The following is a 25,935-nucleotide window of genomic DNA, read 5'->3' as shown; positions in this document are numbered from 1 at the left end:
GTATATCACACTTTCCTTTACCATCTCTACAGACCACAATTTGCAATATTTTCTGCTGATGTATAAAAAATTGGTCTTAGTAAACTAGAACTCCTTTTTGTGTCCAAGCTTGTATAAGAATATCAATGTCCTAATCTCCTCAATAGACACTCACAAGATTTGTTCTCTCATAAAACAGAATTACTTCTCCACCTTGCGAAAAGCTTTTATACTATGACTATACCACTCTTGCATTTCCTTTGATGGTGGTGTCATATAATCCCCATACATCTGGGTTAAAAAGACATCATAATTTTTAGGAATTGGTAACATTCTTCCCTCAAACTCTGTTAAGATTAACTCTTTGAAAGTATTTATTTGGAAAACACCCTTCATTCCCTCTTTATCAACTCCAACCATTCCCTCATATTTCGGCTGTTCTACAACACTATTCTTAACTAACTTATCTATTTTCTTATAGAAGTATCTCGGATTGACAAATCTGAGAGCGTACCAGCTACATAATCTAAGAAAATCTTTTAGTTTGCTGTCACCGTGAACTGCGCGTGATTTTTTGATATAAGCCAGTTGACGAAGAGCCACATACTTATAGCTCTTGTCGACAATGCTCAAATCTGTAAAGCGATCAATTGGGAAGACATCGATAAAGAGACTGGTGTCATGGCGCTTGTACTTAACATGGTCTTCGATAACAGTAGAAGTGTCCAAAATCGATGCGAAATTATGGAAGTACCAAGAAGAGGTATCGTAGGAAAGAACCTTGTAGCGAGGGTGATTTTCTTCCTCAATAATCTTCAATAAGCGCTCATAATCTTCACGATAAAGGGAAATATCAATATCATCGTCCCAGGGAATCATACCTTTGTGGCGGATAGCTCCAAGCATGGTTCCATAACTTAGAAAATAAGGAATATCATGTTTCTTACAAGTCTCATCAATATAGTCTAGCAGGGCTAGTTGAATTTCTTTAATTTCTTCTTTTTCTAAATACTGCATCCTAATCCTCCAATTTATAAGCGTGAAATTCATGACTGTAGAAGCGTTTTTCTTCTGGTGGTAGGGTCATATAATCTCCATAAAATTGTGTCAAAATAGTATCAAATTTTTCAGGTGCTGGAAGGCTTAAATTCTCAAATGGGAGATTGATTGTTTTATCAAAGGTACCACTTGGGAAGACTTCCTTTTCCTTAGATTTAGAAGGGATAAAAGCCATATACTGCCCATTATCACGACTATATTTTTGAATTTCTTTCTCGATTTTATTTGCAAAATAACGAGGAGAAACAGGTCGAAGGAGCAACCAAAAGGCTGTTCGTATCCAATCTTTTAAAAGGCTATCTTTATAGACAATATTTTTATGTTTGCTGAAAGACAGAAGTTTGAAGCTTTCCAGCTTATAACAAATATCAATGACCTTAGGATCATCAAAGCGATCCATAGGGAAAATATCGATAAAAACACCAGACTCATAGGTTTTTGTATTCCGAGTATCAATAATTTTAGTTGTACTGTCTGTTATTTTGATAAAGTTGTTAAAGTAGTTCTTATCTGTTTCTAAGGATAAAAGTTTGTATTTACTTTTTTCCTTTTGAAAAATGTTCATAAATCGTTGGTAGTCTTCTCGAGGCATGGACAGATCAATATCGTCGTCCCAAGGAATAAAGCCCTGATGTCGAACTGCCCCAATCAGAGTACCGTAGTTAATAATATAGTTGATATTGTGCTTTTTACAGAGAGTATCAATATAATCCAAAATTTCTAATTCAATCTGTTTGGCATCTTCAATGGTTAGTTGTTTCATTCTAAACTCCTATGATCTTTTGAATTTATTTTTTAAGGCTAGGACATGGTTTAAAAATTCATAGAAAATGCTATCTTTGGTGAAGACAAGTAGAGCAATATAAGAGATGGCTGATAGCCAGACAATCAAACCAGTATTAATCAAAAATGGCAAATTAATGACCATATCCACAGGATACAAGAAATTAATCAGGAAATAAATTCCTACAAAGGAAAGTGAAAAGAGCGAGTATCGAACAGTATAGCTAAAGATATGTCCTAAGTGGATGAGCTGTTTTCTATGGATGAAAATGATATAGAAAACAAGCAGAGAGGCCTCTGATAGCATAGTTGTCAGTAAGTAGTATTCAGGAGCCACGATATGGTTGAAAAAGAGGAGACTATTTAAGCCCAAATTGAGCAATCCTGCAAAGACTGTGTAGACTGTGATTCGTTTTTCATAGCCATTTGTAAAGAGAATTTGGGAACCAAGAATGGTATCCAGTGCCAGGATGTTCGTACGAAAAGCGAAGAGAGAGGTTAAGATACCGCCTCCGATATATTTTTCACTACCATAAAGTAGGATAGCATTTGGTCCTAAAACCATGAGTCCGAAACTGAGTGGAATGATAAAGAAGTTAAAGATTCGACTTCCTCTGTTAACCAGAGAAACATAGGCTTCTTTGTCTCCTTTACCCAAATAGTAACTGAGACGAGGCACACTCACTCCGATAGCTCCTGTTACAACCCCAGCTATAACGGTCACAATTCGTTGAGCCATGGTATAGTAACTAACGTTGACATCAATCCCTGTTTTAACGAGGAAGAGACGATCCAAAAAAGTGAAGAGCATATTGGCATTTGCAAAGACTAACATGGCTGTTAGAGGGAGAAAGAGCGGTTTAAAATCACTTATGTGAATCTTAACAAGCTTAATGTCTCTTTTAATCCAAAAATAACTAATCAGATAGTTAATCAGTGTCGATAAACTCATCACAAGTGTATAGACAACAATATCGTGTTCATTTTTGACAAACAGGAAAATAGAGACCAGCATCAGGATACGGATGAAGGCAGTCTTGTAAAAGAGAAAACTGTAATTTTCCAGAGCTTCATTGACCCACTCGATTGAAAAAATCTGGGCAATGAGCTGAATCCCCATAACAAGGTAGACTTTTTTGACGATTGGATTATCAGTAAAGAAGAGAGGATAAGCTAGGATATAGACAGCAGTAGTCAAAATTGTACAAGCTATGCACAAATAAAAAAGACTAGAGAAGGTTCTATTCAGATCTTTTTTGTTATCCTTGACATTACTGATGGCCCGTAAACCGTAGTTATAGACCCCATAAGTCGCAAAGGGCAAGAAAAATGACAAAATAGTGTCAACTGAGTTGAAGTAACCATAGTCAGTTCGGTCCAAGAGACGCGCGACGTAGGTACCAGTTAAGATGGGAAAAATAATATTCAAGACACGAATTCCCATGTAAGATAGAGCATTTAATTTTATACTTTTCATTCAATTTACCTCGTTTTTCATTATATCATAAAGTTAGTTAAAATAACTCTTTTATTTTCAGCAACTAGTCTTTAATTATTTTAAAAAATTTTTAGGAACTCAAATCCTCAAAAATTTAAGATTAAAAACTAACTTTTTGAGGATTTCAAATAAAATTTATTGAACTTTAACCAAGGACAAATATATCGTTAAAAAAGCAAAAACTCCAATTGGGATTGAAAATACAAAAATTATTAAGTCTTAATTATTTAGTTACAGTACGATAATTATAATAAGATTGAAAGTTTATGATTTATATCTTTCATAGAAGTCTTTTCAATTAACTTTTAAGTAATCTTTGAATTGAGAATCTAACGGATTTGTTGATATTCTTTACTAGAGGACTCTCCGTGACTACCATCTTCTAACAAGACAACAAAATAGACTCCATAATATCTATCACTACAAATATTATGGAGCCTCAAAATCGACTCTTCGCCAACTTTAAAGACACAATGTATCAGGATGCTTATAATTTAAAGGTTGCTACACCGAGGATAGAACGATTTAAGTTTCGAAGAATTTGAAGACTTTGTTCAAATTTCTTATAACGAGTCACTCCGTATTCTTCAACAAGAAGGACTGTATCTCTTTCTAAAAGAGATGGTACATCTTGTAAATCTACAAAATGCATTCCTTTCAAAGTCTCTTGATTTTGTTTTAATTTATCTAGAATAGCTTTATTTGAGCTAACAATAGTCAATTCTTGTCCAGCATTTTTGTATGATAGAATATCTGCTAGATTAGCAATTGTTGTAATCTCTGTTACAAAATCAATTTGATACTGAGAAAAATCACCTGCTCTATTGATTGTTGGATTAAAGAGATAAATCAATACATTTCCCATCACAACCAAAATCACACAGACTACTCCAATAACAGCTAAACGAAGAATCAAATTCTTGACGTTTAATCCAAGCGCTGTCTCACCATTTGCATTCAATTCTTTAGAATTGATGGTTTCCAATTTTTCAATTTTTACATTTGCATAAGTGTGTTTAAATTTCTCAATCAATCCATCAATTTTTCGCTCCAACAAGTCATTAGCATCTTTACTTGGTGTCAAAATTTTCACACCAACCCCTGCATCGTCAATCATATAATAGACGGTCAATTTTTTCCACCAATAGTCGCTTGTAGAATTTTTCAAGGTTGACTCTGTCGTATCCAATTCACTGGCAATTTTTTTCAACTCACTCGGTTCTACATCATTGAAAAGATAAGCTCCATTTAAATTCCCTTCAATTAATTTCCCATAGAAATCACTATACCCACCAATTTGATGATTCAAAATCGTTTTGGCTGAATCTTCCGGAGGTGTAATTTTATAGCTGATATAAGTTGAATAACTTGTTGTGTCTTTGACAGTATTTTTATTCTTAACTGCTTTAATTGTAAATGGTACAGCAATGATAGCAAATAAAGCGATAAGAGCTAGAATATTTGCTTTTCGTTTTTTGTATAGATTTGCAAACAAATCAGCTACTGAATAATGTTCAAACATGATTTTTTTCTCCTTTGTTTAGTAGATACTGGTTTTCCTTTGTAAGCATTTTCGCTACGAATATAATCACAAGAACAATTCCCCAGAATTGCATTGTAAATAAATTGAAGAAACTTTCTGAAAAGCTACTTCTTGGCATAAAGAATAGATTATTCAAGATGAGTAGGGACAAGGCAAATAGGATTGTTCTAGAGCGATAGGCTACTTGCAACATAGCTATGAATAACATACCTAGCAAGAGACTAAGTAGAAAGACTCCTATCATACCATAGTCTGTATACAACTCCATGATATAACTACTTCCGATACCATGTCCTTTCAAATATTCCTTGTTCAAAACAAGATAGGATAGATTGTGGGCATAACTATTACTATCAATTGCTAGCTCCACACTATTGGTTGTATGCTCAAAGGCTTTTCCTCCGAAAATTGCCCCCAAACTCCCCCTTGCAAAATAATCAAGAACAGGACCAAAAGTAAAATTACGGAAATCTCGGTAAGGGAGGCTACTGTTAAATAGAAAACCTCGAGCCAAGACACCAAAACTAGTCCCTTGTTTATAGATAAAGTCAAGTAAGATATCCCAGAAACCTGTATGGGAAACTTGGACATTATCCCGTACATAATTGAGTACTCCCATCGCTAACATGAGAATAGGAGATCCTACAAAAATCGCTAACTTTTCTTTAAATCCAATCCATTTTCCTTTTTCGGTTTGCTCCCGCATAAAGTAATAAACAAAAGCAAATAAAATACTTAAAATAAAAGGATTTCGCGTCCCAATTGCCAAATGAATAGTATTAGCTACAATAAAGGAGACAAGCACTGCTGTGGCCTGCCATTTCTTTGGTTTGGTTGCCAGATACATACACATTGCGTAGACCGTAAAGGTAGACAAGATGTAGGTAAAATAAGGCAGTTTACTTTCAAAATTTGCATAGTAGGCATAGTAGGATGTCTGCAAACGATACAGGAGCCGTTCAAATAAGCGAATAAAATAGAAAGGATAGGTTAGAAGAAAAACCCCTAATGATACAAAGCGCAACCGCTTGATATAAATCTCTTTTGGAGAATTCCCTATCTTTGGTACTTTTATGTTCTTTCTAGCTATAAAATAGCGAGCTAGGAGTCCTCCTATGGTCAAGCCCAGAATCGAAACCATGACGACTATAAAGGCAAAACGATAGGCTATGGGATGATAGGTATCCAAAGCGCCATCTCTAAAATAATCAATGGTCGGCCTTGATACCAGAAATACAAAAATAGTTAAAAAGAAAATAAAATGGATTAAGTAATACTTGATATTATTCCAACAAGCAATTAAACTACTAACCAGTAAGAACAATAAAGTAGAAAGCAAGCTAACATTGTTATTATTAAACAGATAGACAATTCCACTTACTAGCGTCAAAGCATAGCTGACTATGGTCAAACTAAATAATAATCGTTTTCCATCAATCACTTGCTCACCCCCGTTCTAATGTAATTTTTTAGATTTTTCAATATTTTTCAGTAATAAGAATCGGTATAAGGAAATGTTTATGAATAGAGCCAAAGCGCTAATTCTTCTTCCCTTACGGAAAATTGGATTTCTAGCAATAGTAAAGGCATGGCCTTTTAAAAACCGATGAATCTGAGAATAGGCTTCAAACTGTTTATACTGATCATCTAGCAACATCTTATCCAGAATAAAAAAGTAGGCATAGGCCAATCTGAAAAAAGCAACCTCTTTCAAATCCGGATAGTTTTTCACAACTTCATTGTAAAACTTTTGATAGATATCAATATAGGCTAAATCCTTCTCTGCATAGGGTTTAGTCGTAATACTATCCCCTCTATGGAAATAGTAATAATAGGGTTTGGTATTAACAACGTACTTTTTAGCCAACTTGATTAAATCAAAATGATAATAAGCATCTTCATAAATCAATCCCTTTGGAAAGGATAGGGCAGTTGCAATCTCTCTCTTGATTAGCTTATTGCAGATTGTTCCAGGTATTTTTTCACCTATGAGGTATTCCCTCAGAAATGTTTGGGAATCACAGACAAAATAGTCATCCTGATTGGCTGACTGTGGACTTTCATCATTAGCATAGACATTCATGACACCACAGCTCGAAACATCCGCATCTTCTTGAATTAATTGCTCATATAAGCTCTGAATCATTGCTGGATGGATATAATCATCTGAATCAATAAAAATCAGATAATCTCCGTGAGCCTGTTTCATTCCATCGTTTCGTGCTTGCGACAAACCTTCATTCTTTTTATGAAGCACTGACACCCTATCATCTTGTTCAGCGATTGAATCACACAAGCGACCACTTTCATCCGTTGCTCCATCATCAACAAGAATGATTTCCAGATTTTGATAAGTCTGCTTCTGAATGGAAGCTATCGATTTTTCTAGGTACTGCGCCACATTATAGACTGGCACAATCACACTGATTAATGCAGTTTCCATGCTACTCCTCTAATAGTTTTTCTACTTGTTCGATTTGTTTGACAATTGTGAATTGTTGAATGAATTGGCTAGCCTCATTGACATCGAAGTTTGATGCAGAGGTCATGTAGTTCGTAATTGCCTGAGCCGCCTCTTGATTGCTCTCAATGATTTGTCCAAATCTTCCTTCTTGTGATAGTTCCTCAGCCCCTCCAACATCCGTAGAGACAAAAGGGATTCCAAGACTCAAGGCTTCCACATATACTCCAGGAAAACCTTCTTGTTTAGACATAGACAAGAGAACTTTCGTCTGAGATAAATACTGATAAGGATTTTTTTGATAACCAAGGAAATGTACATAGTCTTCAAGATCATATTCTTTGACGCGTTTTTTCAGTTCCTCTTCCATATCCCCAGCCCCGATAAAATAGAGATGATAGTTTTTTCCCTCTTGGTGTAATAGTCGTATCACTTCCACCACACGGTCAGAACCCTTATTTTCCTCAATCCGTCCAATGGTACAGATACTTTGAGGCGCAATCTCGATATCAATTTTCTCTTGAGATTTTTCTAGAAGACTCTTAAAATCATATCCATTGTAGACCGTCTGTAATTTCGAAGCATAATCTGGATAGACTTCCTTGATAGAATGACTGGTTTTTTTTGAAATTCCTACAATGGTATCCGCAGCATCCAACTGGCGTCTATGTGATTCTCTTTTTGAACTATCCTTAAGAAATTCTTCGATACTTCCATGAATCCAAGAGATCTTCTTGACTTCTCTTCTTTTAGAGAACAAAAGTGGAGGATTCATAATGGTAAAGGAAACTTCAACATCATAGTCATCTTTCACCAATAAGCGACGTGTCAATCTTGGAAAATAAATTCTCATTCTCCACAAAAAAGCTCGTAACCATCTAGCTTGGCGGTAATCTTGAAGGGATTTTAAAATGCCTACATGCTTGGGAACAGATTCGTATCCCTTGTCAAAGTGCTCCATTTCAAGAATATCAATATCATACTTTTCTGGATCCAGATTTGAAACAATGGTAGACAGAATCTTTTCTGCACCGCCTCCGAGAGAAAAAGACCACATAAAAAATAAGATTTTTTTCTTAGCCACCATATTCTCCCTTGTATTCTGTATAAGACTTATCCATATCAGCGATGACAGCATCATGATGTGGTAACTGCTTGTCTGCTGGTGGAGGCGTCATATAATCCCCAAAAGCAGTGCTGAGATAAGCATCATAGCCAACTGGAATAGGCATCTCTGTCTCTTCAAATGGCAAGAAGAGATTATCTTCAAAAGATGCGATTGGGTACTTGTTTCTCATGTAGCCAGGACCTGAGCATAATTCTGTGATGCCATCGCTCTCATCCAGACTATACTTGGTCATTTCTTTCTCAGCTTTTTTCCAAATACGATAACGGAGAGATTTGGGAGTCATACCCAGTAAAATACGGCTTCCCCATTTCATAAGTGCACCATGCTTTTCTGGAATAGTTTGGGCACAAAAGAGTGAATAAATCAAGGCCCAGCGAACCTGTTTCTTTCTCTCAGATGGATTTTTCGGATAATAATCCAAAGGCAAGACATCCAAGGCCAGACCATGTGGTAAATTCAAATCCTGCTGGTAAGGTTTGATACAGGTAGTTTCCTTGTCACGAATGGTAATAAAAAGATTGCGGTCTACAAAATCCTTGTTACTCTTTGACAAGAAATAACGCTCATCTGCATAACGAGGCCATAATTCTGCTAATTTCTCATAATCTTTACGAGGCATAAAAAAGTCTAGGTCGTCATCCCAAGGAATAAAGCCCTTGTTTCGAAGGGCACCAATAGCACCTCCTCCACAGAGATAACAAAGTAAATCATGTTCCTTGCAAAAGCCCACAAAATATTCAGCTATCTCCAGACTACGAGCCTGAATTGCTTTTAAATCAGTCATATTGTTCATTATTCTTTCTATCGTATTGTTCCATTATACCACAAATAGGGGGTAAAAATCTATTGCAGACTGTAAAAAATCAAAGCCTGACTGCTAGATAAATAGCTATCAAACTTTGATTTTTCTGTCTTATCTTATCTCAAGCCCATCTGAGATAATTTATTCTGATATTTGTTTTGATCGACAAGTAAGCCCAAGCCTCCATAAACATCATAGGCATCTACCCAGTCACCCAGTTCTGGAATCGTCAATTTTTCAATACCATTTTGAGCTCCGTCTAGGAAAGACAAGCCATTTGTTAACAGGAAGGTATAAGGAACATTCGTTGAGGTCATTGCGAATACCTTGCCAAGTGCCTCTGAGCCCGTAAAGAGCTTGGTTGGATCTTTGATTTGCTGAAGAACTGCTGTCAGTACTTGTTGCTGTCTTTTGGTACGGCCGTAATCCGCCTCATCATCATCACGGAAACGAGCATAATTGAGCAAGGTCGAACCATTCATCTGCTGTTTTCCGACTTTGATGGTTTGGGTTGGAGACTCAGTCTCAGTAGCGTGTAAATCATCTCCAACTGTAGCTTCTGTTAGTTGGCGCCCATTCAATGTTGAAAATTGAGCATCAATCGTCACCCCATCAGGGAAAAGTGTGTCAATCGCTGTAGCAAAGGCCTGAAAATCGACCAAGGCATAGTACTTAATGTCCAAATCAAAATTATCTTTCAAAACTTGACGAACCATTTCTGCCCCTTTTTGCCCCTCTTGTTCTCCTAACTCATAGGCTACGTTTAACTTGTTATCCGTCTGTTTTCTACCGTTAATCACTTGACTGTAACCGTCTATATAAACCAAATTGTCACGCATGAAGCTGACCAGCTTAATTTTCTTATCCGAACCGCCAACATTTAATACCATAATAGAGTCCGTCCGCGTCTCAGCACTATTTTGACCGATTCGCCCATCTGTACCCATGATCAAAATATTAACTCCATCTCTGGTATCTTGACCATTAAAAACTTCTACTTGAGCTGCCCTGGCATTGACATTTTTATCTGGATTAGCATTGGTGTAACCTTTTAAAAACATAAAAATCATACCTAAGGCTAGACAAGCTAAGATAGCCAGTAAACCTGCGAAAATGCGCCCCCAACGTAGCTTCCGCTTTTTAGTTTTTTTCTTTGGAAGAGAATTGATTTTCTGGTATCTCTCAGAACGACTACGGCTATTATAAGAAGGAATCGAAGTGTTAGCACTTGTCTTTCTATAATCCTCTGTCAATTCCTGACTTTCTGAGGGAACGTCACTACTTGCCCTATTTAATTTGTCTTGCAAATAAGCAAATTCCTTTTTCTCTCGCTCATTGAGGTAGTGAATATTCTTAAGTAGATAGTCATAACGCAACTGCTCATGATGGCTTAAGGGATTTTCTTTACTCATCTTCTCTCCTTTCCATGGTCTGATATTGGATAAATAGGATAGGCACCCAGAATTTTATACTGGATTCCAATAGCTTCTAATTCTTTTTGGGCAAAGTGAACCAAGTCCTTATCAGTATAGTCCACATCGATAATGAAAAAGTATTCGCCTAGCGCTGTCTTGAGTGGACGACTTTCAATTTTTGTTAAGTCAATTCCTCGCCAAGCAAAGGTCGACAGGGCCTTATAAAGTGCACCTGGAAGGTTGTCAGGTAAGGTCAAGGCCAAACTCATTTTTTCAGTTTGTGCTTGCAAGGGAATAGTAGGAATTTCGGCTCCTAGCACCCAAAAACGTGTGAAATTGGCTTCCATTTCCTGAATATCCTCGGCAATCAGTTCCAAGCCATATTCTTCTGCAGAACTTCTAGGTGCAATGGCCGCAAAAGGCTGGTCAGGATGTTCGGAAATAAAGCGAGCCGCATAGGCTGTACTGGCTGTCACCTCTATTTGAGCATCTGGATACTCTTCATCGATGAATTTCTTTCCTTGCGCCAAGGCCTGTGGATGAGAAAAAATCCTTTCAATCATAGTGTGACCCGGAACCACCATCAACTGCTGGTGAATGGGTTGAACAATTTCTGCTACTGCTTGAATGCGAGCCTGATGAAAAAGGTAGTCCAAGGTTTCATGAACACTACCCTCGATAGAATTTTCAACTGGCACCACAGAATAGTCCACTAAGCCTTGCTCATAGGCCTTAATGACATCTGTAATATTGGCAAAGGCCTGCAATTCCTCATGAGGAAAAGCTGTCTGCACAACGTGGTGTGAAAATGATCCCTTGGGACCTAGATAAGCAATTTTCATCTCAGTTCCTCTATAATTTCCTCTGGGCTTAGCTTGGTCACATCCAAAACCCGACTGGCTACTTCCTCATACCAAGCCTGTCGTTCTTGGAAAATAGCTGCTAATCCTTCCTTGCTATTATTTAGAAAAAGCGGACGCTGATTGTCCTTATCAGCTGCGATACGTTGGTAGAGGGTTTCAAAATCTGATTTCAGGTAGATGTTATCTGTATTAGTCTTTAGTAAGTCACGATTTCGCTGAGAAATGACCACTCCTCCACCAGTTGACACAACTTGGTCTCTTTGTAGTAACTCAGCTAGGACTTCTGATTCTACCTGACGAAAGGCTGACTCTCCCTTTTCAGCGAAAAAATTCGCAATGGACATACCTAGGCGTTTCTCAATCAGAGCATCCATATCAAGGTAATTAGGGTCCAAGCCTCTTGCAATAGTCGATTTACCAGCCCCCATAAATCCTAGTAATACCTTAGCCATGAATCAAGCTCTCCAAATCATCAAAGAAGTTAGGATAACTGGTATTGATGGCTTCAGCACGGTCAAGTTCCACTTCTCCATCTGCAACCAAGAGGGCTGCAATGGCTGTCATCATGCCGATACGGTGGTCACCAAAAGTATTGACTCTAGCACCGTGAAGAGCTGATTTCCCTTTGATAATCATCCCATCTGCCGTAGGAGTAATATCTGCTCCCATGCTATTTAAGGCGTCTGCCACAACCTGAATACGGTCTGTTTCCTTAACCTTGAGTTCCTCAGCATCCTTGATAACTGTGACACCTTGGGCTTGAGTCGCAAGCAGGGCAATAATAGGCAATTCATCAATCAAACGTGGAATCAAAGCGCCACCAATCTCTGTTCCTTTTAAGTCAGAAGACTCAACAGTTAAGGTAGCAGATTTAGCGACTGGGTCAATTTCAGTCATTTCCAATTTTCCACCCATGGCACGAATGACATCGATAATACCGGTACGCGTTTCGTTAATACCAACATTCTTCAGCACTACACGAGAATTCGGAACAATCAAACCTGCGACCAACCAAAAGGCTGCACTGGAAATATCTCCTGGTACGACCACCTTTTGTCCAGACAGTTTTTGAGGCCCTTGGACTGTGATTTTCTTGCCGTCTACACTTAAATGACCACCAAATTGTTGCAGCATATCTTCAGTATGATTACGGGTGCACTCTTTTTCGATAATAACAGACTCCCCCTGAGCCTGCAAGGCCGCAAACATCAAGGCTGACTTAACCTGAGCAGAGGCAATTGGCAACTCATAATGAATAGGTTTTAGGTTTTTCGTCCCTTTTAAATGAAGGGGAGGAAGGTCTCGCTCAGTTTGCCCTGAAATGCTAACGCCCATTTTTTTCAGCGGAATCGTCACACGGTCCATAGGACGTTTGGAAAGACTATCATCTCCAAACATTTCTACTTCGAAGTCGGCCCCAGCAAGGACACCTGAAATCAGGCGAATAGAGGTGCCAGAATTTCCCATATCAAGGGCATTTTGCGGAGCTTTTAGGCCGTCCATACCGACACCTTGAATGGTAATAACCCCATCTTTATCCTCAATCTCAACACCAAGGTCACGAAAAACTTTAATAGTTGAGAGCACGTCCTCGCCCCTTAAAATATCATAAACCTTGGTCTCACCCTCAGCCAAACTTCCAAAGATAATGGAACGGTGACTGATAGACTTGTCACCTGGAACGCGGATACTGCCATATAAGTGGCTAATGTTTGTTTTTAGTTTCATACTGGACCTCATACTTGCAATACTTTTACTTATTTTATCATAAAAAGCCAGAAATTCCTTAAAAATTCCTGACTTTAGGATAGTTATTTTCTTATTTTAGCAATTCTGAAACTGGTTCGAAAACAATTTTTTCAATGTCAGAAAGGTAAATTGCCAATTGTTGTTGCTTGGTAAAGAATTCTGACAAGAGGCTGTTCCCCTGAATCTGCTTGCCAAAGCCTTCCATCTTAGCTTGGAAGGACGCATCTGGCATTTGACCTGTCTGCGCTAGTCTTTGAATTTCCTCTTGGAAGGCAACGTACTCTGTAAAGATTTTGCTTGCCTCAGCATCTGCTGAAATCGCATCTTTAGCTGCTTTGACAGCCTTGTATTCTGGTAATTCGCGTAGACCGCGACTGAGTTCGTTTGCACTATCATAAATATTTGACATGATTTTCTCCTTATTTATTTCTTTTAAAATTACTAATCACTCTGTGGTCTTTATTATTGTGCAATCACTTTTATATGACCTCTTGAATGTCCATTGCTTAATTCCTTATCTGGTATATACTCTATCTTCAAAGTTCCTAAATTAGAACCTGTTTTTATTTCATTTGACATAAGATTATCAAAATAGTTATTTATCTCATCATCAGATAAGGATGATTCAATCGATTTAACAATATCATGAAATACTTCTTTCATTCCTGCAACACCAGATTCACTATTTTCATTTGTCTGATTTATTGTTACACTGATTTTATCAGTATCATTTGCATGTAAAAGCTCCAAGTAATATCCGTAGCTTGATGCGAAATATTTTATTTTTATATTTCCTTTTTTGATATTTTCTAATGGGCTATTAGAATTTTGATTATAGCTGTTAATAAAATCATTAATAATCCTATCATCTACATACTTTGAATTGATTTTCTCTTAACTTATTTCCTTGTTGGATGGTTCATTTTTTGTCTCAACACTTTCTTCTGAAGTAGTTTTCACATCTTTTTTAACAGCGTAAGCTCTAAGTAAGATAAAAGAAATAAAGATAACACCAAATATGAATCTAAGCTCTATTTTAGACATGATTTTCTCCTTATTTGATAACGACTGTATAGTCGGTATTTTCTGTTATGAGATGCTCAGCTCTTTCTAAGTCTTGAGCATTTTTAAATGAAATTTGTAGAATCCCGTGAATATCTTCACGGTTTTCCTCGTTAATATGAATATTGACCAAGGAAGTTCCACGTAGTAGTTCCAAAATCCTCAAGATAACATCTTCTTCATCGGGAACATCGACATAGAGGTCGTAAGAACTGTCCACTCCACCACGCTTATGGATTTCCATGGCCTGACGTTGCTCACGCGCTTGGTTGAAAAAGTTCCAGATTTGCTCTTCATCTCCCTTGCTGATGGCTTGCCCAATCGCTTCCAACCGTTCCTTAAAATCCTCAATGCGGTCTAGAATAGTCTCACGATTGGACAAGAGAATGGAGGTCCACATACCTGGTTCGCTTTCCGCAATTCGAGTCATATCTCGAAAACCACCTGCCGCAAAGCGCCTTGCCATCTCATGTTCTTGAGCATAAACCGCGGTCTGTTCCATGAGACTAGAAGCCAGAATATGAGGAAAATGGCTAATCTGAGAAGTGACACGATCATGCTCCTTGGCATCAATCTCGATAAAACGAGCATGAAGACCTGAAAGCAGGTCCCTCATTTCCTCAAGTGTGTCCTGACTTGTCAGGCTCGAAGGTGTAAAGATATAATAGGCATTTTCAAAAAGATTGACATCTGCAGAAGCAGCCCCTGTCTTGTGACTACCAGCCATGGGATGGGCCCCGACAAAGCGAACAGATTTGCCAGTCAAATACTGCTCCGCTGCATCCACAATGGCTGACTTGGTCGAACCAGCATCTGAAATAATGACACCTTCTTTCAAGTCCAAATTGGCCAACTCCTTAATAAAGGAAATGGTTTGCTTTATTGGCAAGCTGAGAATGATGATATCTGCCAAAGGAGCAAAACTGGCAAAATCATCTGTTGCACGGTCAATCATGCCTTCTTTCAAGGCGATATCTCTCGAAGCTTGACTGCGATTATAACCTAAAACTTCATAATCTGGATGATCGCGTTTGATACCAAGTGCCATAGAGGCACCAATCAGACCAAGGCCTGCGATATAGACTGTTTTTGCCATAGGAACTCCTTAATAGTTCTTTGTATAGTCTCGGTGTTGGGCTACCGCTTCTTTTAATTCCTCTAGATTGTCTGATGAGAATTTTTCGAGGATTTCTTGTGCCAGAACCGTTGCCACAACGGCTTCCATGACCACTCCTGCAGCTGGAAGGGCGGTCGGATCACTTCTTTCCACAGTTGCCTTGTAAGGCTCATGGGTTTCGATATCCACACTCATAAGAGGCTTATAAAGAGTAGGAATGGGTTTCATGACGCCACGAACAACAATCGGTTGCCCATTGGTCATACCGCCTTCAAAGCCGCCCAGATTGTTGGTACGGCGAGTATAGCCGTCTTCTTTAGACCAGAGAATTTCATCCATGACCTGGCTGCCCTTACGGTAACCAGCTTCAAAACCAAGACCAAATTCCACCCCTTTAAAAGCATTGATAGAGACAACTGCTTGGGCAAGTCTGGCATCTAATTTTCTGTCCCATTGGACATAGGAACCAAGACCAACTGGAACACCTCCGACGACTGTCTCCACAACCCCACCGATGGTATCACCGTCACGCTTGATTTGGTCAATATAATCCTTGATTTCCTGTTCCCTTTCTTGGTTGACAATAGAAACTTCAGACTGGGCAGCTCGTTCCTTAATCTCAGCAACTGTGAGATTCTCAGGAACATCGATTTCCTTGCCACCAAAGACTACGACATGGTTGGCAATCTCCATATCCAGCTCAGCCAAGAGGCGTTTTGCTACTGCGCCAACTGCCACCCGCATGGTGGTTTCACGGGCAGATGAACGCTCCAAAGAATTTCTCAAATCGTCAAAACGGTACTTGATTCCCCCAACCAAGTCGGCATGACCTGGACGTGGATGGGTGATTTTCCGTTTGCTTTTAAGGCGGTCTTCAATGTCCTCCGCAGACATGATATCCAGCCATTTCTGATGGTCCTTATTGACGACATCCATGGTAATGGGAGCCCCTGTCGTCTTCCCATGGCGAACGCCTGAAGTAAAGACAACCAGGTCACTCTCAATTTTCATACGACCACCGCGGCCATATCCACCCTGACGACGTTTCAAATCCTCATTGATGTCCTCTGCTGTCAAGGGAAGTCCAGCTGGAATTCCCTCAATGATAGCCGTCAGACGAGGACCGTGTGATTCTCCTGCTGTTAAATATCTCATACACTCTCCTTATTTTACCAAGTAGTCTTTCATCTCTTCCAGAGAAACTGGGTGAATAGTCGCTGAACCAAGCTCTGGTACCAAGACCAATTTCAAGGTATTGCCACGCGCTTTCTTGTCATGTGTCAAAGCCTGATAAAGCTTGTCAACATCCCAGTTTTCATAGTCAACAGGCAAGCCAAATTTCTGACACATATCTGTAATGGACTGAGTTATGCCAGCTGGCATGAGTCCCTTTTCCTCAGCAACCTTGGAAATCTGCACCATGCCCATGGCCACAGCCTCTCCATGCATGACCTTGCCATAACCGGCAGTCGCTTCGATGGCATGGCCGATAGTGTGGCCAAAATTGAGGTAAAGACGAATACCATTATCCAACTCATCTTCAACCACCATCTTGCGCTTGACCTGACAAGAATGTTCAATCAAGGTCTCTGCATATTCCAGAATGCTCTCAACAGAACCATCCAGCTCCGTCAAGAGAGCCCAAAGTTCTGGATCCTCAATCAAGCCATACTTGATGACCTCCCCCATTCCTTCAATCAACTCTCTTTTTCCGAGGGTTTCAAGAACAAGTGGGTCAATCAGAACCCCATCTGGTTGGGCAAAGGTACCCACCATATTCTTAGCAAATGGAGTATTGACGCCCGTCTTTCCACCGATTGAAGAATCCACCTGGGCAGTCAAACTAGTCGGAATCTGAACAAAGTGAATGCCCCGCATATAGGTAGAGGCTACAAAGCCTGCCAGATCCCCAACGACACCACCACCTAGGGCTACAATCCCATCACTGCGGGTCAGACCTTGCTTGACCAAAAATTCATAGACCTTCTGAACAGTGGTTAAATTCTTTCTTTCTTCACCTTCTAAAAAGTCAAATACTGCTACCTGAAAACCAGCATCTTCTAGGCTGAGTTTGACCTTCTCTGCATAGAGAGAGGCTACATGATTGTCTGTTACAATGACTACTTTTTGCGGTTGCCAGAGTTCTCGCAACCACTGACCAGCCTGAGCCAGACAACCTTTTTCAATCTGAATATCATAAGGATGATGAGGAATATCGATTCTGATTTTCATAGGAGAATCTCCTTTTCTTTATTGGTATTTTTCTGTTAAAGACTGCCAAATTTCTTCTGTCGGCATTTCCTTGCCTGTCCACAGTTGAAAAGCTTCTGCAGCTTGATAGAGCAACATTCCCAGACCATTGACGGCTGAATTCCCCTGATTTCTAGCCCATTTCAAAAATGGTGTTTCAAAGGGTTGGTAAATGATATCTGCTACTAAAAGAGTTTCTGATAGGACAATGTTTTCAGGAACTGGAGATGATTGACCATCCATCCCTACACTTGTCGCATTGACCAGTAAATCCGACTCAGCAACCCTTACTTGCAGTTCAGGAACATCTTCTAAAGCATACAAGTCCACTTTAAAGCCTGTTTGCTCCTGTAACTTGTCTAGGTAAGGTCTTGTTTTTTCCATAGAAACTGAACGAACAAAGACCGAAATCTGACTGACACCATCCAAAATAGCCTGTGCCAAGATAGACTTGGCAGCACCACCTGCACCCAGCAGGGTCATCTTCTTACCTGAAATTGTAAAAGAAGGCAAGCTCTTAAAAAATCCCTTGCCATCTGTATTATATCCAATTAAATTGCCATTCTCATTGACAACCGTATTGACCGCACCGATCAAGCGTGCTTCATCACTCAGCTCATCCAAATAAGGAATCACCTGCTCCTTATAAGGCATAGAAAGGTTGATGCCAAACATCTGGTAGCGACGAATATTATCCACTGTTTCTGCCAAGTCACTCGCTTCAATCTCCCAAGCCACATAAACACCATTGGTATCTGTCGCCTCAAAGGCCCTATTGTGAATGAAGGGGGAAATAGAATGCTTAATAGGATTGGCAACAACGGCAGCTAAACGTGTATAGCCATCAAGCTTCATCCAAAATCTCCCGAATTTTTTTCATGTTAGCTAAGGAAATCTGACCTGGGGCACTGGCCTCATCTAGACTAGCAAAGGACCAGCTAGAACCAGTCACATCTGCAGTGATACGAGAGACCTTGCCCACCTTGCCCATAGAAATAGTTACATATTCCTGCTCAGGATTGAGGGTTTTAAAGCCTCGTGTATAGTTCATCAAGTCTAGCACATCCTGCTCCGTGTGAGCCATAACCGCAACCTTGACAAGTTTTGGATTTAGGCTCGTCAACTCTGACAAGATTTCCATCATATTTTCAGGTGTTTCTTGGAAATTGTGGTAACTCAAAACGAGATTTGGGAAGTCCAGCATTTCCTCAAAAACATCCTTATAGCTATAGTACTCAAAATCAATATAGTCTGGTTGATAGAGTTGCGCCACTTCCTTGATCAGATGGATATACTCTTCTGGAGAAAGGTCGATTTCTCCCCCTTCAGAGCGAGTTCGCAATGTGAAAACCAACTCACGACCTGCAAATTTTTCAAAAATAGCTGGAGCTACCTGCAAAATCGCTTCTTTAGGCAGATAGTCGGCACGCCATTCAATGATGTCGGCATCCAGGTACCTTGTGGCATCCAGAGCCTGAGCCTCCTCTAAACTTCTTGGCATTACTGAAACGATTAATTTCATTTACTAACCTTCATACTAATCACCTTGAGGTAATTACTACTTTCATCTTTTTTATTATAGGCGAAATCTGCTGGAAGACCGTATTTATTTAAAATCTGGTAACTTCTTCCTGCAAAGCATTTATCAATTTGTTCTGTAAATTTCTGACTGGATACATTTGCAGCATTGGTACTGGCAATAATAATACCGCCCGGATTTAAAATCTCAAGACTCTTGGAAATCAACTTGTGATAATCCTTGGCCACAGAGAAGGTTTGTTTTTTGTTCCGAGCAAAGCTAGGCGGATCTAGGACAATCACATCGTAGGTCAAGCCTTTGCGTTTGGCATACTTGAAATATTCAAAGACATCCATGACCACAAAACGGTGGTCGTCTGTACTGATTCCATTTGCCTGAAAATGCGCTTGAGACAATTCTCGTGAACGTTTGGCTAGGTCAACCGAAGTAGTCTGGCTTGCTCCTCCCATGGCCGCAGCTACTGAAAAGGCTGCTGTGTAGGAAAACATATTGAGCAAGGATTTACCCATAGCCAATCCATCCACTAAACTACCGCGGACTTCATGCTGGTCTAGGAAAATTCCTGTCATCAAGCCATCATTCATAAATACTTGATACAGAACCCCATTTTCCAGAACAGTGAAAAAGTCAGGTGCTTCTTGACCATAAACATGAGCAGATTCATAGTCTAGACCTTTAAAGCGGATTTTCTCATAGGCCCCTAAGACCTCAGGAAAAACCTGTCTAAAGGCTTCTGAGATGGTCTGACGAATCTGATAAACATAAGAGTTATACCAAGAAAAGACAGCATAGTCGCCATAAAGGTCCACTGTCAGACCGCCAAAGCCATCTCCCTCTTGGTTGAAGAGACGAAAGGCAGTTGTCAAATCATCTTGATAGTAGGCGCTTCTCTTTTCTTTAGCTTGTCTAAACAGCGTTTCAAAGAAAGCTTGATTGAAAGCCACCTTGTCTTTACTAACAAACCAGCCCAAGCCCTTGTTTTGCTGAGAAAGGTAGGCAGTACCAAGAAAGGTTCCTTCCTGACTCTGCACTTCTACTTCCTGATCCTTAAGATTGACATTCTCAAGATCACTGGCTTCTAGTAAAACCAGCCCCTTAGCGAGCTTCTTTTCAACCCTTTTGCTAACTCTTATTCTATTCATAACTACCATTATATCAAACTTTTAGACAATTCTCAAAAAAGAAACTACCCTTGCTTTTTTACTCTTCTTTTAAAAAATGGTATACTAATACTAATAAAAAATTAGGAAGTAAATGTGTGAGAATTAATTTTAACAAAATCCAAAAAGCCATCGGTACCAGACTGGGTTTTGTCCTAACCCTTTTAATCCTCTATTGGCTCAAAACCTTATTAGCCTATACCGTTGACTTTAATTTAGATATTCAAGTAGGTAAGTTGCAGGGGAATTACCTTGCCTTTATAGCCTTTTTCAATCCCCTTCCTTTGGGGCTACTCCTGCTAGCTCTAGCCCTCTATGCTCGCTCAACCAAGATCTTTTATGGCCTGAGTATAGCTATTTATAGCCTTTTATTCATTTGGCTCTATTCTAATATCTTTTACTATCGAGAATTTAGTGACTTTATCACAGCTAATACCATGAAGGTGGTCAGCAAGGTGTCTGTCGGCACTGCAGAACTAGAGTTACTGCGTCCTTGGGATTTCATCTATTTTATGGATTTCCCATTGCTGGCTTTCCTTTTCTATAAAAAATTCATCCAGCTGGATAGGAGAACTTTCAAATTCCGCTCCAGTGTTGCTATCACTGCACTCTCAGCCCTGTTCTTTTCTGCTAATCTTTTCTTGGCTGAAATTGAGCGTCCCGATCTCCTATCGCGAGGATTTTCGAATTATTATGTTGTCCGTGCCCTCAGTTTGCCAGCATTTTTAGGCTATAGTGCCAACCAATCCTACAGTGCCAACAAAGAACGTGCTAAGGCCTCTGAGACCGACCTTCAACCTATTACAGATTATATTCAAGAACATTCTGCTAAGCCCAATCCAGACTATTTTGGCTTGGCCAAAGGAAAAAATGTGATTTATCTCCACTTGGAGAGTTTCCAACAGTTCCTACTTGACTATAAACTCAACATAGATGGAACTGAGCATGAAGTCACTCCCTTCCTTAATTCCCTCTACCATTCGCAATCAACCCTAGCCTTTTCGAATATCTTTAACCAAGTCAAGGCTGGTAAAACCTCAGATGCGGAAACCATGCTAGAGACCGGTTTGTTTGGACTTGACCAAGGTTCCTTCATGGTCAACTATGGAGGTACCAATACCCAGCAGGCTGCGCCTTTTATCCTATCAAAAAATGGCTACCAATCAAGTTCAGTCTTTCATGGTAATATTGGGACCTTCTGGAACCGGAATACGACCTACAAACAATGGGGCTACCAATACTTCTTTGACGCATCCTATTTTACTAAGCAAGACAGTAGCAATTCTTTCCAATATGGTTTAAATGATAAAATCATGATGAAAGATTCTATCCAGTATCTGGAGCACTTGCAGCAGCCTTTTTATGCCAAGTATATCACGGTGTCCAATCACTATCCCTATGCTAGCAATCTGACAGGCGATGAGCTTGGTTTCCCACTGGCTAAAACCAAAGATGAAACAATCAACGGCTACTTCCAAACGGCCAACTATCTGGATAGTGCTATTAAGGCCTTCTTTGACTATCTCAAAGAAAGTGGCCTCTATGAAAAATCCATCATCGTCATCTACGGAGACCATTATGGTATTTCCAATTCCCGCAATCCTGACCTGGCGCCATTGATTGGCAAGACTTCTGAGAACTGGTCGAATTACGACAATGCCATGTTGCAACGAGTGCCTTTTATGGTGGTCATGCCTGGCTATGAAAAGGGACAAATCATCAATACCTACGGTGGACAAATCGATATCTTACCGACTCTAGAACACCTCCTTGGTATCGAATCCAGTTCCTTCCTTCAAGTTGGACAAGACCTTCTGTCTCCAGACCATCAAGAAATAGTTGCCTTTCGAACTGCCAATTCCTTCGTCACGCCAAAATATACTAGCTATGACGGACGAACCTACTATACTGAGAGCGGTCTTGAAATCAGCAATCTTGATGAACAAGCTCAGACTGAACTAGAAATTGTTCGTCAAGCAGCTAGTCAACAGCTAAAAATCAGCGACCAGATTCAAACTGGCGATTTGATCCGTTTCTACCAAGCAGATCATCTTGGAAAAGTTGATACAGAAAGTATTTCTTATCTCAATTCTTTACCAATTCTTCAAAAGATTGAGCAGGAAAAAGGTAGTCAATCAACCAGTCTCTTTAGCCAACGAAAAGGTAAGACCAGTACTGACCTTTTCAAGGCACCAAGTTACCAAGAACTCCACCCAGAGTCGGCAGAAACCGAATCAAAATCACAATAAAAGATGCTCTTCCGTCTTGGAGGAGCATTTCTTTTTATCAAATAAAATTCAACGAAAATCAAAGAACAAACTAGAAAACTAGCCTCAGATTTACTGTGAGATTGTAGTTAGAGATGTTGTACCTGCAATATATGACTGTCAAGTTTAGTGGTGTAGATAGTAGAATAAAGATGAGAAGGCATAGAGAGAAGATAAATCACCTTAAGCAGGTATCTGGAAAATTTGATTTTATAGAGAAGCCTTTTGTTACAAACTCAATATACTATCAATAAATAATATTATAGAAGCAACAATAATTATAATTTCACCTATCTGCATAATCCTATTTCGAACTCTAAATATATGTTCTATCAAAAATACTTGGATCACACACATTATAGGAATTAACGTTTTTGAAATTGAAAAATATCCAAATAAATAAACTATAAACAACAAAAATAGAACTATGTTATATTTCTTATTCATGACATTCCCCTCTTTATTTTTTGATTACCAATCTTAATCATTTACAACTACATTATAACAAACTACGAAATCCTTGTTAACAAATATTGCCATTTTTTAAAATTTTTTGTGATTCTTACTTCGATATTGATTTTAGATGACTTTTCGTCTATACTTAGGTGTGAACACAATGTGATACTTACAGTTCTCCTTTCGCTTTACAATTGGCTTGAACACCTTTATTGTATCGCGTTTGGAGTTTTTTTGGTATAACCTTCGACGTACACCCGCATAGCGGGTGGTTTTTTTGTCTCGCACCTAACGGAGCGAGACGGACTGAAAGTCACATAATTAAAAAAAGTTGGAGCTCAGCACTCCAACAATTACTATTAAAATGTTTGGCGTTTTGCTTTACGCTCTGCACGACCGCGAGCACGATTTTCGGCGCGCTTGGTTTTGCGGCGCTTTTCATCAACCGCCCATTGAATCTTCTTCTTATAGCCCGGTTTGACTTTTTTCTTTTTCTTTTTGACCAAGCCAATCATTTCAATATCAAGCTTATCCTGCTTCTTTTCACGATTTGCACGACGATCACGGTCATAGGTATCTTGGAATTCCCCGTCTTTGACCATCTTAGGAGTAAACTTGATTCCCAATTTCTCCAACTCACGGATATCCGAGTCATCACTTGGCTGGTAAAGGGTAATAGCTGTACCTGGTAGGCCGTTTCGTCCAGTTCGACCAACACGGTGCACAAAGAAAGATAAGTCTTGCGGAATGGCATCATTGATGACATGGCTGACACCTTCAATGTCAATCCCACGCGCTGCCAAATCTGTTGCGACAATGTACTCAAAATCCAGATTTTTCACCTGATTCATGATACGCTTGCGCTCACGAGGTGCAATATCCCCATGAATTTTTGCCACCTTCAAGCCTTGAGCAGTCAGATATGAATGCAATTCATCAGCACGCGTTTTAGTGTTAACAAAAATCATTGCCAAATACGGTTGCATCAACTGAGTCAACTGGTAAATTTGAGCATTCTTATCTCGGCCCTTGGTCGAAATCAACCAATTATCAATAGTATCAGAAATGACCGTTTTGGTCTTGATTTTCTCCATAACAGGATTTGATAAGTATTTTTTCAAGAATGGTTGCAGTTTTTGTGGAATAGTCGCTGAGAAGACCATGAATTGCAGATCTTTTGGAAGACTTCCAGCAATCTTATCAACAGTTTCTAAGAATCCCATATCCAAGGTCATGTCTGCCTCATCGACCACAAAGGTCTTGGCCTTGTGAATAGCTAGGTCACCAGACTTAACCAAGTCGTAGATACGACCTGGTGTTCCAATAACAATATGAGGCTGATTGCTTGCCAATTTCTCAATCTGGCGAGCCTTATCTGTCCCTCCCACATAATTAACCACACGAACTTCTACTTCTGAATGAGTAGCAATCTGACGGGCTGCTTGGTAAATTTGAGTAGCCAATTCACGGCTCGGTGCAGTAATCACTGCTTGTACACTATCGCTAGCTTCATCTAATTGCTGGAAAATCGGCAATAGGAAAGTGTGAGTCTTACCCGAACCTGTTTTTGATTCTCCAACCAAATCTCGGCCTGCCAAGACAATGGGAATCAACTTATCTTGTACCTCTGTTGGAGTTGTAAATTTCAACTCCTGCAAGGCTTCTCTAATATAGTTTTTAAATTGAAATTTCGTAAATGACATAATATCCTCGATTCTATCTATCTTACCAATTATACCATATTTTATTCCATTTCAGTAGCCTCACTTATTTATACTCAATGAAAATCAAAGAGCAAACTAGGAAGCTAGCCGCAGGCTGTACTTGAGTACGGCAAGGTGAAGCTGACACGGTTTGAGTTTGATTTTCGAAGAGTATTAGGCTATTTCCAGTACCTTTTCTAGTCAGAAAAAGGCTGGAATTTCATGATTCCAACCTCTTTTCAATCTTTATTTCCAGTTTAAAAGAGCATTCAAGCCATAGTGATCACTCACTTGTGGACTCTTGTTACCATCAAATACGACATGTAAATTTTCCACCGCTAACTCTTTGGTAGTAAAGACATAATCGATTCGAAGGGGTTCAGTGTTCCCTTTCCAGCCATCAATTTCTGGTGGAACGGTATAGCTACCGCTTTTCTCTTGAGCAACTTCGAAAGCGTCTTGTAAGCCTAATGGACTAGCTAAAATAGCTTGGTAGCCTTCCTGTCCAGCCGGATTGTTGAAATCTCCAGCTAGCAAAAGTGGCTTGTTCAATTCTTTCAAGACAGCCTCAAATCGTGCCCATTCTTCTTGGAAACCTTTATCCCACCAAGAAAGGTGGACACTTGCAACTGCAAGCTCCTTACCATCAACTACAGTTTCAGCCACGGCAACACGGCGAGTATGATAGTCTGTTGGATCATCCACATCTGAAACCAGAATTTCTCTTGCTTCAATAGGTGTTTTAGACAAGATAGCCACACCTTCGTGGTAGCGATCATAACCGATATGGTTATAGGCCCAAGTCCAGTAGTAATTTTTCCCTTGCTCAGATAACTTTTCAACCAAGAGTCTAACATAGTGATCTTGGTGAATAGGCTCAGCTGCTGGCAAAGCTTGATAAAGGTTATTGACCTCCACCTCTGGCGAAGTGATCTCCTGATTGATTTCTTGGAAACAAATCAAATCATAGTCTTTTTCAAGAATATCCTCAAGCAAAATCTGGAATTTTTCCTCAGCTTCTTTTTCCATCCAACTATGAGTATTGAGTGTTAAAAATTTCATTCTTTTCTCCCAAAATAAGAGGTTGGAATACAGCTTC

The 25,935-nt window shown here is 39.5% G+C and carries 24 protein-coding genes and 1 pseudogene; 1 reads left to right on the top strand and 24 read right to left on the bottom strand.

Annotation, left to right across the window (positions count from 1 at the left end; genetic code table 11):
* Positions 1–180 precede the first annotated feature (180 nt).
* The 21 genes from QM424_RS04020 to QM424_RS03920 all read right to left on the bottom strand — a co-directional run bounded on the left by QM424_RS04020 (position 181) and on the right by QM424_RS03920 (position 20,392).
* Complete coding sequence (locus QM424_RS04020; RefSeq protein ID WP_101782725.1) at positions 181–996, bottom strand: LicD family protein; 816 nt, start codon at positions 994–996, stop codon at positions 181–183.
* Between the two features lies 1 nt (position 997).
* Positions 998–1,801 (bottom strand): LicD family protein, encoded by an 804-nt coding sequence (locus QM424_RS04015; protein ID WP_101782724.1) that lies wholly within the window; start codon positions 1,799–1,801, stop codon positions 998–1,000.
* Between the two features lie 9 nt (positions 1,802–1,810).
* Positions 1,811–3,298, bottom strand: a complete 1,488-nt coding sequence (gene tacF, locus QM424_RS04010) for a type IV teichoic acid flippase TacF (protein ID WP_101782723.1) — start codon at positions 3,296–3,298, stop codon at positions 1,811–1,813.
* Between the two features lie 508 nt (positions 3,299–3,806).
* Positions 3,807–4,841, bottom strand: coding sequence for a teichoic acid biosynthesis protein TarQ (tarQ, locus tag QM424_RS04005; RefSeq protein WP_261048984.1), 1,035 nt, complete (start codon positions 4,839–4,841; stop codon positions 3,807–3,809).
* The gene (locus QM424_RS04000; RefSeq protein ID WP_414393140.1) at positions 4,834–6,303 is read right to left on the bottom strand and encodes an O-antigen polysaccharide polymerase Wzy family protein; all 1,470 of its coding nucleotides are present in this window, start codon (positions 6,301–6,303) and stop codon (positions 4,834–4,836) included. Before QM424_RS04000 ends, tarQ begins: the two co-directional genes overlap by 8 nt.
* A gap of 15 nt (positions 6,304–6,318) precedes the next feature.
* Positions 6,319–7,305, bottom strand: a complete 987-nt coding sequence (locus QM424_RS03995; protein ID WP_414393138.1) for a glycosyltransferase family 2 protein — start codon at positions 7,303–7,305, stop codon at positions 6,319–6,321.
* Position 7,306: 1 nt separating this feature from the next.
* Positions 7,307–8,410, bottom strand: a complete 1,104-nt coding sequence (locus tag QM424_RS03990; protein ID WP_261202427.1) for a glycosyltransferase — start codon at positions 8,408–8,410, stop codon at positions 7,307–7,309.
* Positions 8,400–9,245: a LicD family protein gene (locus tag QM424_RS03985; RefSeq protein WP_414393135.1), complete on the bottom strand. Its 846-nt coding sequence runs from the start codon at positions 9,243–9,245 to the stop codon at positions 8,400–8,402. The genes QM424_RS03990 and QM424_RS03985 overlap by 11 nt, the downstream gene beginning before the upstream one ends.
* Positions 9,246–9,370: 125 nt before the next feature.
* Positions 9,371–10,666 (bottom strand): LCP family protein, encoded by a 1,296-nt coding sequence (locus QM424_RS03980; protein WP_060805604.1) that lies wholly within the window; start codon positions 10,664–10,666, stop codon positions 9,371–9,373.
* Positions 10,663–11,511 (bottom strand): prephenate dehydratase, encoded by an 849-nt coding sequence (pheA, locus tag QM424_RS03975; RefSeq protein WP_414393133.1) that lies wholly within the window; start codon positions 11,509–11,511, stop codon positions 10,663–10,665. Before pheA ends, QM424_RS03980 begins: the two co-directional genes overlap by 4 nt.
* Positions 11,508–11,984: a shikimate kinase gene (locus QM424_RS03970; protein WP_414393131.1), complete on the bottom strand. Its 477-nt coding sequence runs from the start codon at positions 11,982–11,984 to the stop codon at positions 11,508–11,510. The genes pheA and QM424_RS03970 overlap by 4 nt, the downstream gene beginning before the upstream one ends.
* Entirely contained in the window at positions 11,977–13,260 is a 1,284-nt protein-coding gene (aroA, locus tag QM424_RS03965) for a 3-phosphoshikimate 1-carboxyvinyltransferase (RefSeq protein WP_414393129.1), read from the bottom strand. The genes QM424_RS03970 and aroA overlap by 8 nt, the downstream gene beginning before the upstream one ends.
* A gap of 91 nt (positions 13,261–13,351) precedes the next feature.
* Complete coding sequence (locus QM424_RS03960; protein WP_000065980.1) at positions 13,352–13,690, bottom strand: YlbF/YmcA family competence regulator; 339 nt, start codon at positions 13,688–13,690, stop codon at positions 13,352–13,354.
* A gap of 53 nt (positions 13,691–13,743) precedes the next feature.
* Complete coding sequence (locus QM424_RS03955; protein WP_261105570.1) at positions 13,744–14,031, bottom strand: hypothetical protein; 288 nt, start codon at positions 14,029–14,031, stop codon at positions 13,744–13,746.
* Positions 14,032–14,175: 144 nt separating this feature from the next.
* On the bottom strand, positions 14,176–14,325 hold the full coding sequence (locus QM424_RS03950; protein WP_261105569.1) for a hypothetical protein: 150 nt from the start codon (positions 14,323–14,325) through the stop codon (positions 14,176–14,178).
* A 10-nt stretch (positions 14,326–14,335) separates the two neighbouring features.
* Complete coding sequence (locus QM424_RS03945; protein ID WP_414393126.1) at positions 14,336–15,439, bottom strand: prephenate dehydrogenase; 1,104 nt, start codon at positions 15,437–15,439, stop codon at positions 14,336–14,338.
* 9 nt (positions 15,440–15,448) lie between these two features.
* On the bottom strand, positions 15,449–16,615 hold the full coding sequence (gene aroC, locus QM424_RS03940; protein WP_261053593.1) for a chorismate synthase: 1,167 nt from the start codon (positions 16,613–16,615) through the stop codon (positions 15,449–15,451).
* A 9-nt stretch (positions 16,616–16,624) separates the two neighbouring features.
* Entirely contained in the window at positions 16,625–17,692 is a 1,068-nt protein-coding gene (gene aroB / locus QM424_RS03935; RefSeq protein ID WP_261024356.1) for a 3-dehydroquinate synthase, read from the bottom strand.
* Positions 17,693–17,710: 18 nt separating this feature from the next.
* Complete coding sequence (locus tag QM424_RS03930; protein WP_261029857.1) at positions 17,711–18,565, bottom strand: shikimate dehydrogenase; 855 nt, start codon at positions 18,563–18,565, stop codon at positions 17,711–17,713.
* Complete coding sequence (aroD, locus tag QM424_RS03925) at positions 18,555–19,232, bottom strand: type I 3-dehydroquinate dehydratase (protein ID WP_000767765.1); 678 nt, start codon at positions 19,230–19,232, stop codon at positions 18,555–18,557. The genes QM424_RS03930 and aroD overlap by 11 nt, the downstream gene beginning before the upstream one ends.
* Positions 19,229–20,392, bottom strand: a complete 1,164-nt coding sequence (locus QM424_RS03920) for a class I SAM-dependent rRNA methyltransferase (RefSeq protein ID WP_414393123.1) — start codon at positions 20,390–20,392, stop codon at positions 19,229–19,231. Before QM424_RS03920 ends, aroD begins: the two co-directional genes overlap by 4 nt.
* Before the next feature lie 116 nt (positions 20,393–20,508).
* On the opposite strand from QM424_RS03920, the gene QM424_RS03915 reads away from it, so the two are divergent.
* Positions 20,509–22,659, top strand: a complete 2,151-nt coding sequence (locus QM424_RS03915) for an LTA synthase family protein (protein ID WP_261029861.1) — start codon at positions 20,509–20,511, stop codon at positions 22,657–22,659.
* Positions 22,660–23,259: 600 nt separating this feature from the next.
* Here the strand turns inward: QM424_RS03915 and QM424_RS03910 are convergent.
* The 3 genes and pseudogenes from QM424_RS03910 to QM424_RS03900 form a co-directional block, all read right to left on the bottom strand.
* Positions 23,260–23,346: pseudogene (locus QM424_RS03910) on the bottom strand (IS200/IS605 family transposase); the annotation flags it as partial.
* A gap of 146 nt (positions 23,347–23,492) precedes the next feature.
* Positions 23,493–24,836, bottom strand: a complete 1,344-nt coding sequence (locus QM424_RS03905; protein WP_414393120.1) for a DEAD/DEAH box helicase — start codon at positions 24,834–24,836, stop codon at positions 23,493–23,495.
* Positions 24,837–25,082: 246 nt separating this feature from the next.
* Positions 25,083–25,898, bottom strand: a complete 816-nt coding sequence (locus tag QM424_RS03900) for an endonuclease/exonuclease/phosphatase family protein (RefSeq protein WP_414393118.1) — start codon at positions 25,896–25,898, stop codon at positions 25,083–25,085.
* Between the last annotated feature and the right edge of the window lie 37 nt (positions 25,899–25,935).

Origin of the sequence: Streptococcus mitis (assembly GCF_047464945.1) — a bacterium.
In the GTDB taxonomy this organism is placed as follows: Bacteria; Bacillota; Bacilli; order Lactobacillales; family Streptococcaceae; genus Streptococcus; species Streptococcus mitis_EA.
Note: the sequence above shows the minus strand (reverse complement) of the source record. Positions and strands in the feature narration are given on the sequence as shown.

What these genes read in the sequence shown, in the direction of transcription:
- QM424_RS04020 (WP_101782725.1), bottom strand. Translation starts at nt 996, where the DNA reads ATGCAGTATTTAGAAAAAGAAGAAATTAAAGAAATTCAACTAGCCCTG.
- QM424_RS04015 (WP_101782724.1), bottom strand. Translation starts at nt 1,801, where the DNA reads ATGAAACAACTAACCATTGAAGATGCCAAACAGATTGAATTAGAAATT.
- tacF (WP_101782723.1), bottom strand. Translation starts at nt 3,298, where the DNA reads ATGAAAAGTATAAAATTAAATGCTCTATCTTACATGGGAATTCGTGTC.
- tarQ (WP_261048984.1), bottom strand. Translation starts at nt 4,841, where the DNA reads ATGTTTGAACATTATTCAGTAGCTGATTTGTTTGCAAATCTATACAAA.
- QM424_RS03995 (WP_414393138.1), bottom strand. Translation starts at nt 7,305, where the DNA reads ATGGAAACTGCATTAATCAGTGTGATTGTGCCAGTCTATAATGTGGCG.
- QM424_RS03990 (WP_261202427.1), bottom strand. Translation starts at nt 8,410, where the DNA reads ATGGTGGCTAAGAAAAAAATCTTATTTTTTATGTGGTCTTTTTCTCTC.
- QM424_RS03985 (WP_414393135.1), bottom strand. Translation starts at nt 9,245, where the DNA reads ATGAACAATATGACTGATTTAAAAGCAATTCAGGCTCGTAGTCTGGAG.
- QM424_RS03980 (WP_060805604.1), bottom strand. Translation starts at nt 10,666, where the DNA reads ATGAGTAAAGAAAATCCCTTAAGCCATCATGAGCAGTTGCGTTATGAC.
- pheA (WP_414393133.1), bottom strand. Translation starts at nt 11,511, where the DNA reads ATGAAAATTGCTTATCTAGGTCCCAAGGGATCATTTTCACACCACGTT.
- QM424_RS03970 (WP_414393131.1), bottom strand. Translation starts at nt 11,984, where the DNA reads ATGGCTAAGGTATTACTAGGATTTATGGGGGCTGGTAAATCGACTATT.
- aroA (WP_414393129.1), bottom strand. Translation starts at nt 13,260, where the DNA reads ATGAAACTAAAAACAAACATTAGCCACTTATATGGCAGTATCCGCGTT.
- QM424_RS03960 (WP_000065980.1), bottom strand. Translation starts at nt 13,690, where the DNA reads ATGTCAAATATTTATGATAGTGCAAACGAACTCAGTCGCGGTCTACGC.
- QM424_RS03950 (WP_261105569.1), bottom strand. Translation starts at nt 14,325, where the DNA reads ATGTCTAAAATAGAGCTTAGATTCATATTTGGTGTTATCTTTATTTCT.
- QM424_RS03945 (WP_414393126.1), bottom strand. Translation starts at nt 15,439, where the DNA reads ATGGCAAAAACAGTCTATATCGCAGGCCTTGGTCTGATTGGTGCCTCT.
- aroC (WP_261053593.1), bottom strand. Translation starts at nt 16,615, where the DNA reads ATGAGATATTTAACAGCAGGAGAATCACACGGTCCTCGTCTGACGGCT.
- aroB (WP_261024356.1), bottom strand. Translation starts at nt 17,692, where the DNA reads ATGAAAATCAGAATCGATATTCCTCATCATCCTTATGATATTCAGATT.
- QM424_RS03930 (WP_261029857.1), bottom strand. Translation starts at nt 18,565, where the DNA reads ATGAAGCTTGATGGCTATACACGTTTAGCTGCCGTTGTTGCCAATCCT.
- aroD (WP_000767765.1), bottom strand. Translation starts at nt 19,232, where the DNA reads ATGAAATTAATCGTTTCAGTAATGCCAAGAAGTTTAGAGGAGGCTCAG.
- QM424_RS03920 (WP_414393123.1), bottom strand. Translation starts at nt 20,392, where the DNA reads ATGAATAGAATAAGAGTTAGCAAAAGGGTTGAAAAGAAGCTCGCTAAG.
- QM424_RS03905 (WP_414393120.1), bottom strand. Translation starts at nt 24,836, where the DNA reads ATGTCATTTACGAAATTTCAATTTAAAAACTATATTAGAGAAGCCTTG.
- QM424_RS03900 (WP_414393118.1), bottom strand. Translation starts at nt 25,898, where the DNA reads ATGAAATTTTTAACACTCAATACTCATAGTTGGATGGAAAAAGAAGCT.